Source organism: Orbaceae bacterium lpD04 (assembly GCA_036251935.1).
GTDB classification, from domain to species: Bacteria; Pseudomonadota; Gammaproteobacteria; order Enterobacterales; family Orbaceae; genus Orbus; species Orbus wheelerorum.
This window is the reverse complement of sequence record CP133967.1, coordinates 1,220,022-1,235,617: the sequence shown is the minus strand read 5'-3', so window position 1 is coordinate 1,235,617 and position 15,596 is coordinate 1,220,022. Positions and strand designations below refer to the sequence as shown.

14 protein-coding genes are annotated in these 15,596 nt (G+C 35.4%); 4 read left to right on the top strand and 10 right to left on the bottom strand.

Features of this window, described 5'->3' with window-relative positions:
• On the top strand, positions 1–501 hold the full coding sequence (locus RHO14_05715; protein WVD72299.1) for a surface-adhesin E family protein: 501 nt from the start codon (positions 1–3) through the stop codon (positions 499–501).
• A 68-nt stretch (positions 502–569) separates the two neighbouring features.
• Here RHO14_05715 and RHO14_05710 read toward each other — a convergent pair whose 3' ends face one another.
• Positions 570–1,319, bottom strand: coding sequence for a Nif3-like dinuclear metal center hexameric protein (locus RHO14_05710; protein WVD72298.1), 750 nt, complete (start codon positions 1,317–1,319; stop codon positions 570–572).
• Positions 1,320–1,645: 326 nt separating this feature from the next.
• Here RHO14_05710 and pntA point away from each other — a divergent pair, with 326 nt between their 5' ends.
• Positions 1,646–3,211, top strand: coding sequence for a Re/Si-specific NAD(P)(+) transhydrogenase subunit alpha (gene pntA, locus RHO14_05705; protein WVD72297.1), 1,566 nt, complete (start codon positions 1,646–1,648; stop codon positions 3,209–3,211).
• A gap of 2 nt (positions 3,212–3,213) precedes the next feature.
• Positions 3,214–4,608, top strand: coding sequence for a Re/Si-specific NAD(P)(+) transhydrogenase subunit beta (gene pntB, locus RHO14_05700; GenBank protein WVD72296.1), 1,395 nt, complete (start codon positions 3,214–3,216; stop codon positions 4,606–4,608).
• Between the two features lie 76 nt (positions 4,609–4,684).
• Here the strand turns inward: pntB and cysZ are convergent, their stop codons facing one another.
• The 9 genes from cysZ to RHO14_05655 all read right to left on the bottom strand — a co-directional run bounded on the left by cysZ (position 4,685) and on the right by RHO14_05655 (position 13,819).
• Positions 4,685–5,449: a sulfate transporter CysZ gene (gene cysZ / locus RHO14_05695; protein WVD72295.1), complete on the bottom strand. Its 765-nt coding sequence runs from the start codon at positions 5,447–5,449 to the stop codon at positions 4,685–4,687.
• A complete protein-coding gene (locus tag RHO14_05690; protein WVD72294.1) occupies positions 5,442–7,463 on the bottom strand; it encodes a GNAT family N-acetyltransferase in 2,022 nt (673 codons plus the stop codon). The genes cysZ and RHO14_05690 overlap by 8 nt, the downstream gene beginning before the upstream one ends.
• A gap of 12 nt (positions 7,464–7,475) precedes the next feature.
• Positions 7,476–7,931, bottom strand: coding sequence for a DUF441 domain-containing protein (locus RHO14_05685; protein WVD72293.1), 456 nt, complete (start codon positions 7,929–7,931; stop codon positions 7,476–7,478).
• 111 nt (positions 7,932–8,042) lie between these two features.
• Positions 8,043–8,753: a phosphoribosylaminoimidazolesuccinocarboxamide synthase gene (locus tag RHO14_05680; protein WVD72292.1), complete on the bottom strand. Its 711-nt coding sequence runs from the start codon at positions 8,751–8,753 to the stop codon at positions 8,043–8,045.
• 69 nt (positions 8,754–8,822) lie between these two features.
• Positions 8,823–9,464 carry an outer membrane protein assembly factor BamC gene (gene bamC / locus RHO14_05675; protein ID WVD72291.1) on the bottom strand — a complete coding sequence of 214 codons (642 nt, stop codon included), beginning with the start codon at positions 9,462–9,464 and terminating at the stop codon, positions 8,823–8,825.
• 33 nt (positions 9,465–9,497) lie between these two features.
• Positions 9,498–10,376, bottom strand: a complete 879-nt coding sequence (gene dapA / locus RHO14_05670) for a 4-hydroxy-tetrahydrodipicolinate synthase (protein ID WVD72290.1) — start codon at positions 10,374–10,376, stop codon at positions 9,498–9,500.
• 174 nt (positions 10,377–10,550) lie between these two features.
• Positions 10,551–11,222 carry a Pr6Pr family membrane protein gene (locus RHO14_05665; GenBank protein WVD72289.1) on the bottom strand — a complete coding sequence of 224 codons (672 nt, stop codon included), beginning with the start codon at positions 11,220–11,222 and terminating at the stop codon, positions 10,551–10,553.
• Positions 11,223–11,234: 12 nt separating this feature from the next.
• Positions 11,235–12,287: an AbrB family transcriptional regulator gene (locus RHO14_05660; GenBank protein ID WVD72288.1), complete on the bottom strand. Its 1,053-nt coding sequence runs from the start codon at positions 12,285–12,287 to the stop codon at positions 11,235–11,237.
• 290 nt (positions 12,288–12,577) lie between these two features.
• Positions 12,578–13,819 (bottom strand): MFS transporter, encoded by a 1,242-nt coding sequence (locus RHO14_05655; GenBank protein ID WVD72287.1) that lies wholly within the window; start codon positions 13,817–13,819, stop codon positions 12,578–12,580.
• Between the two features lie 323 nt (positions 13,820–14,142).
• On the opposite strand from RHO14_05655, the gene pyk reads away from it, so the two are divergent.
• Complete coding sequence (gene pyk / locus RHO14_05650) at positions 14,143–15,567, top strand: pyruvate kinase (GenBank protein WVD72286.1); 1,425 nt, start codon at positions 14,143–14,145, stop codon at positions 15,565–15,567.
• Positions 15,568–15,596 lie beyond the last annotated feature (29 nt).

Sequence of the window (15,596 nt, the reverse complement as noted above, 5' to 3'; positions counted from 1 at the left end):
ATGAAAAAAACAAATTATCTTTCAATATCTCTTATTGGGCTTGTTATCTCAATTTTTGCATCGGCAACGCTGGCCAACGATACAACCAAAGTCAGCAAAGAAACTACGCTTAATAACACTATTCCATCGCAATATTTACCTATAGCAAAAATCAATTTAGGTACTGCCACAAGTTATGTCTTTATTGATAAAAAATCAGTTAAATTTCATCCTTATAATCAGTTAATTCGCACTTATACTCGTGTAACTAATTATGTACCGGCTCTATCACAAACTATCGATGGTACAACGGTCACTTACCAATCCAAAGTGACTCAAGAGTTTGTAAACTGCGATAAAAAAGAGTATGCCGAGCACTTAGTTGAAATTTATCAAAATCCTTTTGGTACAGGGCAATTATATGACAGCAATGATCTACCTAAACGCTGGGAGGCAACCACGAATAATGAAAAAGAAAAGCAAAATATGATTATTATTTGCGCGCTGCCTATTAATAACTAATCGGGTTAATGCTTATTAATCAGTGTTTCGTTATTTTTTTGTTGTAACATATCATTTTAGTGAAAAAATTAAGCTGGGTTTGCAATATCAACAAATCTAACGTCAAGTTCATAATTTTCAGCTAACCATTGGCCCAATGCTTTAATACCATAACGCTCTGTCGCGTGGTGACCTGCGGCATAAAAATTTATACCGTATTCACGTGCAATGTGGATCGTGCGCTCTGAAACTTCGCCGGTAAAAAAGGCATCAAATCCTTGCAAAGCCGCTTCTTCGATATAATCTTGCCCACCTCCACTACACCAAGCAACCCTCTTAATGATATTTGGCGCATTATCACCGCAAAATAGTACTCTATGACCCAGTGTTTGTTCTATATTTACTTTAAATTGAGTTGCCGCAATAGGCTCAAGCAATGAACCTTTAAATAATAAATCAGTCACATCTTTTCGCGCGTCACTAACAATGCCCAAATTTTTAGCTAATAACGCATTATTACCTAATATATCATTGCCATCTAAAGGTAAATGATAGGAAAATAGATTTATATTGTGAGTTAATAACGTTCGAATTCGCTTAGCTTTAATACCCGTTATCGTCATAGGTTCATTTTTCCAAAAATAACCATGATGAACTAAAATAGCATCCGCATTCTCTTTAACCGCTTCATCAAGTAATAATTGGCAAGCTGTCACGCCTGTTATAATTTTTTTTATTTCTTTTTTACCTTCAACTTGCAGGCCATTTGGTGAAAAATCTTTATACAAAGATATTTGCAAAAATTTATTAATAATTTGTTCTAATTCAAGATTTCTCATACTCTTCTCAATAGACTTTGATTAAAAAATAACTTAACAATAAATCAATTATAGTCGATTTAGGTTGTTAAATCATCTTAGCCGTCACCATTTTTTGTGACACCTAAAAATAGTCAATGATAAAAAAAAATTTATGCTAAATTGAGCAAAATAATTGTTTTTTATAACTGACCTTAATTAATAAATTTGTATCATAATAGTCACATTATATAACATTGATAAATAGATTTTAGTCGGGTTACATGATAAATTTAGACGTCAGTATTTTACACAACGAAAACAATAGTAACGATAATTTGATTACTAACACATAAGGACTTATAACAATGCATATAGGTATCCCAAAAGAACGATTACCAAACGAAGGCCGATTAGCTGCGACCCCGCAAACCGTGGGTCAGTTACTAAAGCTAGGTTTTAGCGTTTCGGTCGAAGAAGGCGCAGGTCAAACTGCTAACTTTTCAGATCAGGCTTTTATTGATGCAGGAGCATCAATTCAAAATACCCATGATATTTGGCAAAATGATTTAATCTTAAAACTACATGCCCCAATGGATGAAGAAGTTGAATTAATTAAATCTGGCGCTAATTTAATCAGTTATATTTATCCAGCACAGCATCAAGAACTTCTTGGTAAACTTGCAGCTAAAAATGTAACTGTAATGGCAATGGACTGCGTGCCTCGGATCTCAAGAGCACAATCACTTGATGCACTAAGTTCAATGTCAAATATTTCAGGTTATCGCTCAGTTATTGAAGCGGCTAATCAATTCGGTCGATTCTTTACCGGCCAAGTTACCGCTGCAGGTAAAGTTCCGCCTGCAAAAATTATGGTTATTGGCGCAGGTGTTGCAGGACTTGCCGCAATTGGCGCCGCGGTAAGCCTTGGCGCTATTGTGCGAGCTTTTGATACTCGCCCTGAAGTTGCTGAACAAATTCATAGTATGGGCGCTGAATTTTTAGAGCTAGACTTTGAAGAAGAAGCTGGCTCAGGTGATGGTTATGCAAAACAAATGTCAGCGGCATTTATCGAAGCTGAAATGGCATTATTTGCAGCTCAAGCTAAAGACGTTGATATCATTATTACAACGGCATTAATTCCGGGTAAACCTGCGCCAAAATTAATCTCTAAAGAGATGGTTGAATCAATGAAACCCGGTAGCGTTATTGTCGACTTAGCCTCACTTACTGGTGGTAACTGTGAACTAACGCGCCCTGGTGAAGTATACGAAACCGACAACAAAGTTAAAATTATTGGTTATACCGATTTAGCTAACCGCATGCCAGCACAAGCTTCACAGCTTTATGGTACCAATATTGTTAATTTGCTTAAACTTCTTGCTAAAGAAAAAGATGGCCAAATCGATGTTAATTTCGAAGATGTCGTTATTCGTGGCGTTACAGTTGTTAAAGATCAAGAAATTACTTGGCCCGCGCCCCCGATTAAAGTATCGGCGCAGCAACAAAAGCCAGCAGCAAAAATGATTGCAAAACCAGAGCCGAAACCAATGCCGGCAAGCAAAAAATACAGCATTTTAGCAGTAATTTTAATTGCATTCTTCTGGCTTGCATCCGTTGTTCCTGATAGCTTCTTATCCCATTTCACGGTATTTGCATTATCATGCGTTGTTGGTTACTACGTCGTTTGGAATGTAAGTCACTCACTGCATACTCCACTGATGTCAGTAACGAATGCTATATCAGGGATTATTTTAGTCGGGGCAATATTACAAGTTGGCAGTGGTAGCGGTTTAATTACAACTATTGCCTTTATTGCAATATTGATTGCGAGTATCAATATTTTTGGTGGATTCTTTGTCACTCATCGCATGCTTAAAATGTTCCAGCGTGGCGGTAATGATAGCAAAGGCAAGAAAGGAAAAGGAGAATAAACATGCTGAGTCAGGGAATTATTCAAGCCGCTTACGTTATCGCAGCGTTATTATTTATTTTTAGTTTACAAGGTTTATCTAAACAAGAGTCAGCTAAATCAGGTAATATTTACGGTATTATTGGGATGGCAATCGCGCTTGTTGCAACCGTATCAAGTATTACAAGTGGGTTCCATTGGATCATTATTGCAATGATACTTGGTGCACTAATTGGCCTTTATCTAGCCAAAAAAGTAGAAATGACCCAAATGCCAGAGCTCGTCGCATTACTACATAGTTTTGTTGGTATGGCGGCAGTATTAGTTGGCTTTAACAGCTTTTTAGATCCACACATTGAGTTATTCACCGGTAGCGATCTAACTGTTCATTTAGTCGAAATCTTTATTGGCGTCTTTATCGGTGCGGTAACTTTTGCAGGATCAATCGTCGCTTTTGGTAAATTAAATGGCCGTATTAGTTCTAAAGCATTAACGTTACCTAATAAACACTACCTAAACCTAGCTGCAATTGTTGTCTCTATTGTTTTAATGATTGGCTTTGTTCACCTTGAAGCTGGCTTTATAGCCTTTATGTGCTTAGCAATTATGACACTGATTGCCTTTGCATTTGGTATACACTTAGTTGCCTCAATTGGTGGCGCTGATATGCCAGTTGTTATTTCAATGCTAAACTCATACTCAGGCTGGGCTGCTGCGGCTGCAGGCTTTATGTTAAGTAACGATTTACTTATTGTAACGGGTGCTTTAGTTGGGTCATCAGGGGCGATTTTATCTTACATCATGTGTAAAGCAATGAATCGTTCATTTATTAGTGTTATTGCGGGTGGTTTTGGTAATGAAGGTGCCGCGGCAAGTAGCAGTGATGAAGATATGGGTGAATACCGCGAGATGCAGCCACCTGAAGTTGCTCAAGTTTTAAAAGAAGCGCGCTCAGTTATTATCGTACCTGGTTATGGAATGGCTGTTGCCCAGGCGCAAGGCGCAGTTAGTAATATTACTGAAAAATTACGTGATATGGATATTGAAGTACGTTTTGGTATCCACCCAGTTGCAGGGCGTTTACCTGGTCATATGAACGTATTACTTGCTGAAGCAAAAGTGCCTTATGATATCGTACTTGAGATGGATGAAATCAATGAAGATTTCCCAGAAACCGATGTTGTTTGGGTTATTGGCGCGAATGATACCGTAAACCCAGCTGCAGAAGAAGATCCTAACAGTCCAATTGCAGGCATGCCAGTTCTTGAAGTTTGGAAAGCAAAAACGGTTATTATCTCTAAGCGCTCAATGAATACGGGTTATGCTGGAGTACAAAATCCACTCTTCTTCAAAGAAAACAGCTATATGCTCTTTGGTGATGCTAAAGCGAGTGTTGAAAAAGTATTACAAGATATTTAATCGGATATTCTTATCAATAAAAAACTCGCCAATTGGCGAGTTTTTTTATTATTAACCGTCAATAAGTAATATAAAATTATCGAAAGAAATCCACTTCATTGCTAGTCGAATAAATTTGGTGACGATAACGATCAACCCACATTGCAGTTGAGCCACAAACCGCAACTGGCATAATAATTAAATTAAGGATTGGGATCATCGTAAAAAAACTAACTAATATACCAAAACAAGTATTATCGATCTTATCTTGTTGCAATAACTGACGCATTTGGTAAAAACTGACTTTATGGTTATCAAAAGCATAATCAGCATATTGAATATTAATCATCCATGCGGTAAATATGAACCACAAAATGGGGGTAACAAACTGCCCAAATAAAGGAATAAATGAGGTTAATAATAATGGGATACACCATACAATATAATAGATTAATTTTTTCATCTCACGCGCCATAATACGCGGTATATCTTTAATAAAACTCATAATTGAGTCATCTTCTGCGGGTATTCCCGTTAAATAAGCCTCAATTTGTTCAGCAAGCAAACCATTAAATGGCGCGGCAATAATATTGGTGATGGTACTGAAAAAATAACAAAAGAAAATACCAAATATCACAAATATAATAAACGTCGCAATATAACTAAGCCACTGCATCCAGTTTGGAATATAATCTAAACCAAAATCAATTACGGAAGAAATAACCGAGAAGAACCAATAAAACAATAGCGACATAATAACGATATTAGCTAACATCGGCATAATGACATAACGTCTAATGCCGGGTAACTGAATTAAACTCCATCCCAACATAAAATACTCTAAACTATTTTTTTTATTCATTAATATTCTCTTGTATTGTTATAAACTCAAATATTTCCCTACGTAACCTTACCAATAATTCATTTTTACCTGATAACTGATAATGCTTAATAACCGACTTATCACAAAAATTTTGGTCAACTAAATTAAGCAATAAAGGTAAGAGTGACATTGATTCTGGCTGTTTTTTCTTCACCCAATTAGCGAGCCGATAAAGTACGGCAAAACTCGCTGAATAAGCATATAATGTTTCTGCAAACAGAGACAACTCATATTTATCTTTATCACTTAATGATTGATTATCATCAACTATAATTGGTAAATCAACATCAATAATATTTCTTAGCCAATACCAATTTCGAGCTAATTTAGTTTGCATAGTATCACATAATTGAGCCCCGTCTAAACTGATAGGATAAATAGCCATCACAGCATAGCTACCACTACTCGCTTCTTTATGAGTCCCTATATGAACAATTGTAAAGCCCAAGCTAGCCCAAATGTGATACATTTCAGTCGAATAGGCAAAGCTCACCGAAATAAAATCACATCCACTCAATTTTGCCGATTCGATTAAACTATTTAATAGTTCGCTTGCAATCCCTTGCCTACGTAATTCTTGATTTACAGCTATGCGATTAATGCGTATAGAGTGCAGCTTAGCTGCGAGCGGCTCAGATCCATGAGCGACTAATGACTGAGCAACTAAATTACCTTTTGGCCGACGGTAACCTTTTAAGACTTGATCAATTAAAGGCTCCGCTAAGCCGCCCTCTTTAATTGCAATTAGTACACCTATAATATGATGATTTGCTAACCAAGCACCATATAACAAAATATTACGAGCATCAAGTAAGCGGCGTAAATCAATCAATGTAGTACGATAATGGGCCGACTTTAATAAGCCAAAAAACTCAGTTAATAATTGCCCTGATTGTAGCAACTCAAGTTGATTAATCATTCGCACACTGATGTTATTGTCTAAATCATCAGTGAGTGTAAAAGTTGGTGTATTTGCTAAAATTAACTGCTCAGTAAAATACTCTAAGGGATCATTTTCAAGCCAACGAATTGGCTTAACTAATGACAAGAATTGAACTTCATTAGGGTGCTGATATTGAGTAAATAGCTTTAATAATAATCCTTGCCCTGTGCCTTCATAACCATCAACAGTACTCGTTAATAACACATGCTTAAAACCTTCAATTAATTTAGCAATAATTGGAAGTGGTATCATCGCCGCTTCATCAATAATCAACCAATCGGGTTTATCAAATAACGCAGGTAACTGTATGATTAACTCATCAGGTGCAAAAAATTGCACATTTTTAGGTGCAAAGTGCATCAATGTCATTACTGCATTTTTATTTGGTGCGGTTATCCAGCATTGATTACATTTTGCAAACATTCCCGCTAAAGCAGATTTTCCTCTACCTCGCTTAGCGCTAATAAATATAATTTTGCTATTTAACTTTTTAAGCTGAGCAAGTATAGATTGTTGCTCAGCTATATCATCAAACTTTAATTGCGAATGATGATGCCAATTATTTCTAGCAATAAACTTTAAAAGATAATCATCAGTGTGAGTAGAATCAATAACTAACTGGCAAATATCGTCAGGATATTGATTTTTTTGCTTTAGAATAACCAAGTTAAGGTGAGCGATGAAATTAGGAACAGGAATTGCGGTTGGTCGTTCGCTCCAGCGTAAACTATCTTGATCTTGCCAATTTGAAAATTCTTCAGGTAAGATTAAAATAAATACGCTTTCAGCAATTAATGTTCCTGTCACTATGGCAAACGCATCTAAATTAAAGCCAAGTCTAGCATCAAATATTGCGTGTTTAAACTCTTGACCTAATAAAGATTTAGCGTGGTTAGGTAAAAAATGATTCTGATATCTAGAAGCGAACAGCGGATCATAACTAACCGTTAGCCAATCACCTGATATATTAGTAACAACATAATCAAGTTGCTTCGTGATAACCGCATTATCAGCTTGTAAAATAATTAGATGACGAAAAAATTTATTCATTACAATGTTCGATTAGCCTTTACCAATAACTAATGACAATATGCCAGCTGCAATCAAAGGCCCAACAGCAATACCTTTGAAAAAAGCGACACCAATTAATGTACCAATAATTAAGCCATTAATAACAGTCGGATTAGCGCCCATCAAAGAAACACCTCGCGTTCCAAGCCATGAAACTAAAATACCCACAACAACTGCTAATATCGATTGCCAAGTCGTAAAGGAACGTAAAATATCTTTATAGCTGATAGAGCCATTAGCTAATGGCACCATCATTGCAGCAGTAATAACAACAATGCCGATAGTCATACCATAACGATTTAAAAAGGGAAAATAGGTTGCTAGCGGAGTAAGTTTAAATAATAGTAACAACAATATCGCAAATGTTACGGTATTGTTATGCGTTAAATAACATAACGCGGCAATACCTAATAAAACGAAAAAAGTAACATCAAACTGTGTCATCATCTATCTTGTCCTCAATTTATCCTATCATGATGAATTGCCAAAATAATATACGTTATAGCCAACCAACGCTAGCTATAACGTAAAAATAGACAGGCTAATTGATAATAGAATTTATAAAGGAACACCAATACGATGAGCCACTTCTTCATAAGCTTCAATCACACCACCTAAGCCTTGGCGGAATCTATCTTTATCCATCTTTTTCAAGGTCTCTTTTTCCCACAAACGACAACCATCAGGAGAAAATTCATCGCCTAACACCACTTCGCCATTAAACACACCAAATTCAAGTTTATAATCAACAAGGATCAAACCAGCGTCATCAAAAATATTGGTTAAAATGGTATTAATTTTAAAGCTAAGCTCTTTCATTTGTTGTAGCTGGTCTTTCGTTGCCCAGCCAAATGACTCACAGTGATACTCATTAACCATTGGATCATGTAGTGCATCATTTTTTAAAAACAATTCAAATGTTGGTGGGTTAAGAATAAAGCCCTCTTCAATGCCAAGCCTTCTAACTAAAGAACCTGCTGCTCGATTACGCACTACACATTCTACTGGGATCATATCAAGTTTTTTGACTAAAACTTCATTATTAGAGAGTAGCTGTTCAACTTGGGTAGGAATGCCAGCTTCATTCAATTTTGTCATAATAAAATAATTAAACTTATTATTTATCATACCCTTGCGGTCAAGTTGCTCAATACGCTGACCATCAAAGGCTGAGGTATCATTTCTAAATTCAAGAATCAATAAATTAGGATTTGAAGTGGTATAAACAGTTTTTGCCTTTCCACGGTATAGCTCAGCAATTTTTTTCATTTTTAGGCCTATTAATTAATAAAATTTAATATAGATACAAATGATTAAGGAGCATTACTGCTCCTTATTTTAATTACTTACTTGACTTTCTGAAGGTGCTTCAGTTAACGGCGTAGCTGACTTCATCAATAGGTTGAAAAATTCAACCGTGTAATACTGACCATCAATTGGGTTAGAAATATCTTGTCCCATATTCTTTAAAGATATTAACTCAACAGTCACATATTCTCTGTTACCAATTAGTTTATGTTGTAATAAATAACTGGCTTCCACTGGTTGTAATTCATCGCCACGGCGAACTAATCTTACACCTGTTTTGATCGTATCTTTATCATTTGATTCAATTGCGATATTATTTTTGGCTAAAAGTGATGGCACTTGAGCCCAAAAACCAATATATTCAGGTGAATCGAACTTAACGATACCATTATCATAAGTAGCATAACTATCAACAGTTGTTGGTAGTGCAAGTTGTGGTGGACGAATATCAAGATCCATTCCCGCAACACCTTCTTTAGCTGCTTTATAAACATAGTACTCATTTGAAGTGGCAGGTACTTTTATTGAATCAGGTACCACCAGCGGTTTTAATGGGGATGCATGTAAATAATTGTCATTCCCCTCAACTTCACGTTTGTAACGCTGATCGTTACTACAACCAGTAACGAACAATGACAATAATGAAGCGATAATCAAAGTCTTTTTAAACATAATTCTCTTTCTGCTTAAGTTAAAAAATCTATTTTATAGTAATCTAGCTAATTTTAGCGCTTTTTCCACTTCAGGGATAGCAGAATTACTTAAAGGTGTCATTGGTAAACGCATAGTCGCATTTTGGATTAAGCCAATTTTCTCACAAGCCCATTTAACGGGGATTGGATTTGACTCAATAAACAACTTGCTGTGCAATAAATCTAAACTATCATTAATCTCTCTCGCTTCTTTGACACGTTTACTTGCAATCAATTGACAAACACGAGCCACCTCTCTTGCAGCTACATTTGCCGTAACGGAAATAACCCCATCACCGCCAAGTAACATAAATTCAAAAAAGGTACCATCATCACCACTTAATAGTTTAAATTGTTCCCCAACCATTTTACGTGTTTTATAAACCCGAGTTAAATCGCCTGTAGCATCTTTTAGTGCAACGATATTAGTAAATTTTGCGAGCCTTGCGACAGTTTCTGGTTTTAAATCACACCCTGTTCGCCCAGGTACATTATACAAAATTTGCGGCAATGCAGTATTTTCAGCAATTGCTTTAAAGTGTTGATATAAACCATCTTGAGTTGGTTTATTATAATAAGGAGTAACAGTTAAGCAGCCAACTACACCAATTTTTTCAACTTGTTTAGTGAGTGAGATTGCTTCTGCTGTTGCATTGGCACCAGTACCTGCAATCACATTAATGCGACCACTTGCATAATCGATAGTTTGTTTGATTACATCAATATGTTCTTGCTGATCTAATGTTGCAGATTCGCCAGTCGTACCAACAGAAACAATTGCCGATGTTCCACTAGCAATATGATATTCGACCAGTTTTTTTAAGCTTACTCGGTCTATATTCCCTTTAACGTCCATTGGAGTTACTAACGCAACAAGACTACCTGTAAACATAAAATAACCTCTACTTAAATAAAAATTTTTTAATAAATTGCTCATAAGTATGCGGTATTTCCAGCTTAAATTCAACTTAACCTATCGCCTTTATTAGGGAAATAATTAAATATAAAAATACCATTAAAATTATTACTTTTATTTATTAATAGGGATAACTTAAAGGATCGTTGGCTAATACTTATTACTAATTTTAATACGAATTCGTTCAACGACAAGCAAGAATATCACCAGCGCAAAAAACAATATGGCAATACCAATTGCTGCATAAAATGCTTTTTCATAACCAACTCGATTAACATTGATAAAGGGATAAGGATATTGTCCCGTGTAATAACCCCGGATAAAAATATAGAGACCATAAGTTAACAACGATAAAAAAGAATAAAAAATAATATTAGCTTTAATTCGCCCAAAGGGACCATAGATTAACCAAGTGATGATACCAAGTAATGGTAATATTAAATGTAAACATTCATTAGCAAGCCGTAATAATGGTGTTGGAGGATGGTGAATTCCTCTTAGCATCGTATTATAAACTATCATTGTGATTAATACTCCGACCAAGCCGTTAAGTCTAATGACATTAAAAACCTTGCTCGAACATGAGGGTTTAAATAATAAAACCAAACAGCTTATCACTAACATAATGTTTGATAATACAGTAAAAAAACTATAATAAAAAATGACACGCCCTATTGGCGATATTGGTTGCCAAGGCCTAATTTTTTGAATCCAATAAGTATAAGTCTCGAAACCAATAACAAGTAATGCAAGCCCAACAATAAATAGATTCAAGCCACGATTAATCATAGCACTTTTATGTAACATTAACTTAAGCTTCATTTATACTGTTCTCTATGGTTGTAGTTTTCTTGATATATAATTAGCGATGATTGGACCAAATATCAGCACGCTAAATAAACGTAAAATTTGTAATGGCAAAATTATCGCTAAATTAGAGTGAGTATCTAAAGCAATGATGACGGAAGTTTCAAGTCCGCCTGGACTTGTGGCTAAAAAGCAGGTTAAATAATCGATACCTAAATAGGCACTGAGCAAACTTGCTTGCAAATAGCAAAAAATTAACATAATAAAAATAGTTAATAAAATTGCAGGTAAAGTACGAATTGCAAGCTTAATCACCGCTAAATTAAAACGCAATCCAACTGATAAGCCAATTGAACAAAAACAGATCATTAATAACCATTCTGGCGTTTCAAGCTCCATCACACCATTAATTTGCAAACTCGCGCCAATAATCATTGGAATAAATACTCGACCAGAAGGCAGCTTTATTAATCGAGTAAGCGACACACCCAAAATAGCAATAGCTAATGTATATAATAAATTTAGGCTAGGTGCAGTTATATATTTCGTTTGTGGCTCTATATTTGTATTAAATTCTGTAACAAAAAAATGTGAAAATACCGCTAACATAATGACAACAAATATTACTCGGCAATACTGAATTAAAGCAACTAATCTGGGATCTGCGCCATAATCACCACAAATACCAACCATCACCGATGCCCCTCCGGGCATAATCCCCCAAATAGCGGTGGTGCCAGATAAGGAAGAAAAACGCACCAGAAAAATACCAAGTATCATGCTAATTACAATCGTTGAAACCGTAATAATTAATGCTAATGGCCAATATGATATCAAATCGGTTAAAACGTTACTCGTTATCGCTTCAGCCGTTAAGCAGCCTAAAATTCCTTGTGATAGATTAAAAATAGGTTTAGGCACTGATAAATTATCATTCTTTAATGAAAAAATGATCCCAGCCAATATTGAACCGAGTAAAAAAGCGGCAGGTACATTATTTAAATATAACGGTATGATGATAACAATGCAAAGTATAACAATTAAGATCCATTGTCTTATTTTAGAATAATTAATTTTCATTTATGCCTATATCAAATATTTATAATATTTAGAATTTAGATGGTAATTGTATTATTAAAATTTAACTTAAAAATAACTTAATAAAGTGCCTTAATGCATTACTAAACAAGTGAATAGGAGTATAACTAATCTAACTGATACTGTTAATAAAATGACTAATAGCCATCAAAACTAACCGACTTTAACTAAGGCAATAATACGATATGTTTTGATAAATAAAAGAAGAAATATACAATTGTCGCCTTCATTTACAGATAAATGAAGGCGATATTATTTGATTAATCAAATAATTATTCTAAATCTTTACCTTTGGTTTCTGGGATCAGAAAGAAGAAAGCAAATGCAGATAATAAATACGCCCCAGAAAGTAGTGCTAAAGCATAGCTAATTGAGTATTTCGTTGCTAAATAGCCAATTAACACTTGCGCAATACCTGCAATCCCCCGCCCAACATTAAAGATAATATTTTCGGCACTAGAGCGAGCATCAGTCGGATAATGCTCAGCTAGCAAAGCGCCATACCCGCCCATCATACCATTAACAAAAAAGCCGATAGCAGAACCAAAAACAATGAGTACAACCATATCTGTTTGCTGAAAATAAAACCAAATAGAAACAGATGAAATTAATAAAAAGATAATATAAGAAGGACGGCGACCTAATTTATCGCATAACCAACCAAAAATAATAATACCAACAACCATACCGATGGTTGTTGAAATAGTCCAAAATGTGGTATTTTTAAACGGTAATTTTAGTTCGTTGGCAATCATTGTTGGCATCCAAACCATTAGACCATAGAAGCCAAAATTTTGAACAGTACAAGCAACAGTTAAGCCAATTGTTGTAAATGTTGTGCGCGGATTTTTAAATAATTTACCCACTGAGATAGTATTTTTATTGTTATCTTTTAGTTTTTGCCAAATTTCCGGCTCTTTTAACCCTTTACGAGTCCAAGCAACAAATAATGCGGGAAGCACACCGACAGCAAATGCCCATCTCCAACCAAAATAATCACCGATAAAGGTAACGGTTAGCGTTGCTAGAATAATACCTAATTGAAAACCTAATGCAACAATAGACGTTGCTCTTGAACGTTTACTTTTCGGCCAGCTTTCTGATACTAATGTCATACCAATACCAAATTCACCACCTAATCCCAGTCCACTTAAGAATCGAAATAGTGCAAACGTTTCATAATTTGGTGCAATAGCGCATAAGCCAGTGAAAAACGAGAAAATCAAAATAGTCCATGAAAAAACTCTTACTCGTCCATATTTATCGGCCATAACCCCAAAAATAATACCACCAAACACTGCACCTAATAGCGTTATTGTATTTAATACGCCAGCCTCGGTTGGATCTAAGCTAAAATATGCCATAATCATTGGCATACAAAAACCAAGCAACATAATATCCATACCATCTAAAGCATAGCCTACGGTTGATGCAAATAGGGTTTTCTTTTGATATGACGTTACTGGCGCTGTTTCACTTGCCGACTGCTTCGCTGAGTCTATTTCACTTATCATTATTACCTCAAATATTTTAATTAACTATTTTTTGTTACTGTCCATTTTTCGACAAAAAATATGTGTGCCATTTTGCTTGATATTGCACAATAAAGCAAAAAATATGCCATTGAATCAACTAATACTAAGCGTTATGACATAAAAAAGAATAATATTTGATAAATTTCAATAACTAAACAAAGCTAAAATAAATGACCTTGATCACATTTTTTCTACGATAATTGAATAATGATTATTTAATCATCAATATTTTGTTATATTAATTTTTAACAATTGCGTGAATTTTGGCTAATAAAGTTATATTTATTATCATTGAGGAAATTATGAAAAAGACTAAAATTGTTTGTACAATGGGTCCATCTACAATCCAGCCAGAGATAATCGAATCATTAATTTTAAACGGAATGGATGTCGCTCGGTTTAATTTTTCCCACGGCACTCAAGCAAGCCATCAAACACATATACGATTAGTCAAAAGTATTGCACAAAAATTAGATATTAATATTGCCATAATGCTTGATACTAAAGGCCCTGAAATGCGTTTAGGCAAGTTTAAAGAAGGTAAAGTTATTCTCAAACAAGGTAATCAATTTACGTTAACGGGTCGGGATATTGAAGGTGATGACAAAATAGTTTCAATTAACCATAAACCACTTGCTCAAGAAGTGGTTATTGGTAATCAAATATTGCTATCTGACGGATTAATTAGACTAACAGTCACCGAAATCAAAGAACTTGATATTATTACCACCATCGAAAATACTGGTGAAATAAGTAACAATAAACGTGTAGCCGTACCGGGCGCGAACCTTAGTTTACCCTTCCTATCTGACAAAGATATCGACGATATTTTATTCGGTTTAAAAGAAGATATTGATTTTATCGCAGCCTCATTTGTGCAGCGAGCAAAAGATATTGAGTCAATTAAACAATTATTAACTAAGCAAGATGCTAGGGTACAAATTATTGCAAAAATTGAAAATGCTGAAGGCGTTAAAAATATGCAAGAAATTTTAAATTTAGCAGATGGATTCATGATTGCGCGGGGAGATTTAGGTGTCGAAATTCCGGCAGAAAGAGTACCATTATTACAAAAGCAGATGATAAAACTCTGTAATCAAGCAGGTAAACCCGTTATTACAGCAACCCAAATGTTAGAAAGTATGACCATCAACCCAAGGCCTACTAGAGCCGAAGCTAGCGATGTAGCTAATGCCATCTTAGATGGGAGTGATGCGATAATGTTAAGTGGAGAAACGGCGTCAGGCAGCTACCCACTTGAAGCGGTTCAAACAATGGTAGCGATTGCAAAATGTATTGAGCCAACATTGGATACCGAAGTGAGCCTTTCACGTTACGGCTATCACAAAACAGTCACAACCAATGCGATTTGCCATGCTTGTGTGCAAGTCAGCCACGAGCTAAATGCAAAAGGCATTATAACCGTAACAGAGAGCGGCACAACTGCACAAATGGTTTCTAAATATCGCCCATCTACACCAATTTATGCGGTTTCTCCCTATGAAAAAACATTACGCCAACTGCAACTCGTTTGGGGAGTTATTCCAATAAAAGGCAATGAGAAAGAAAAGAATACTGAATTAATGATTCGTGATGCTATCAAGCAATGCATGAATAAAGGGGATCTTACAACGGGTGATCAAGTAATTATTACAGCGGGTGTTCCGCTAGGTAAAGTCGGCACAACTAACATGATTTTTGTCAATACAATTGGCCACGATAGCTAATTAGTGCTAAAAAAATGGGGGCAATAATC

Excerpts from the sequence above, each read along its gene's own strand:
- RHO14_05715 (WVD72299.1), top strand. The coding sequence starts at position 1 with ATGAAAAAAACAAATTATCTTTCAATATCTCTTATTGGGCTTGTTATC.
- RHO14_05710 (WVD72298.1), bottom strand. The coding sequence starts at position 1,319 with ATGAGAAATCTTGAATTAGAACAAATTATTAATAAATTTTTGCAAATA.
- pntA (WVD72297.1), top strand. The coding sequence starts at position 1,646 with ATGCATATAGGTATCCCAAAAGAACGATTACCAAACGAAGGCCGATTA.
- pntB (WVD72296.1), top strand. The coding sequence starts at position 3,214 with ATGCTGAGTCAGGGAATTATTCAAGCCGCTTACGTTATCGCAGCGTTA.
- cysZ (WVD72295.1), bottom strand. The coding sequence starts at position 5,449 with ATGAATAAAAAAAATAGTTTAGAGTATTTTATGTTGGGATGGAGTTTA.
- RHO14_05690 (WVD72294.1), bottom strand. The coding sequence starts at position 7,463 with ATGAATAAATTTTTTCGTCATCTAATTATTTTACAAGCTGATAATGCG.
- RHO14_05685 (WVD72293.1), bottom strand. The coding sequence starts at position 7,931 with ATGATGACACAGTTTGATGTTACTTTTTTCGTTTTATTAGGTATTGCC.
- RHO14_05680 (WVD72292.1), bottom strand. The coding sequence starts at position 8,753 with ATGAAAAAAATTGCTGAGCTATACCGTGGAAAGGCAAAAACTGTTTAT.
- bamC (WVD72291.1), bottom strand. The coding sequence starts at position 9,464 with ATGTTTAAAAAGACTTTGATTATCGCTTCATTATTGTCATTGTTCGTT.
- dapA (WVD72290.1), bottom strand. The coding sequence starts at position 10,376 with ATGTTTACAGGTAGTCTTGTTGCGTTAGTAACTCCAATGGACGTTAAA.
- RHO14_05665 (WVD72289.1), bottom strand. The coding sequence starts at position 11,222 with ATGAAGCTTAAGTTAATGTTACATAAAAGTGCTATGATTAATCGTGGC.
- RHO14_05660 (WVD72288.1), bottom strand. The coding sequence starts at position 12,287 with ATGAAAATTAATTATTCTAAAATAAGACAATGGATCTTAATTGTTATA.
- RHO14_05655 (WVD72287.1), bottom strand. The coding sequence starts at position 13,819 with ATGATAAGTGAAATAGACTCAGCGAAGCAGTCGGCAAGTGAAACAGCG.
- pyk (WVD72286.1), top strand. The coding sequence starts at position 14,143 with ATGAAAAAGACTAAAATTGTTTGTACAATGGGTCCATCTACAATCCAG.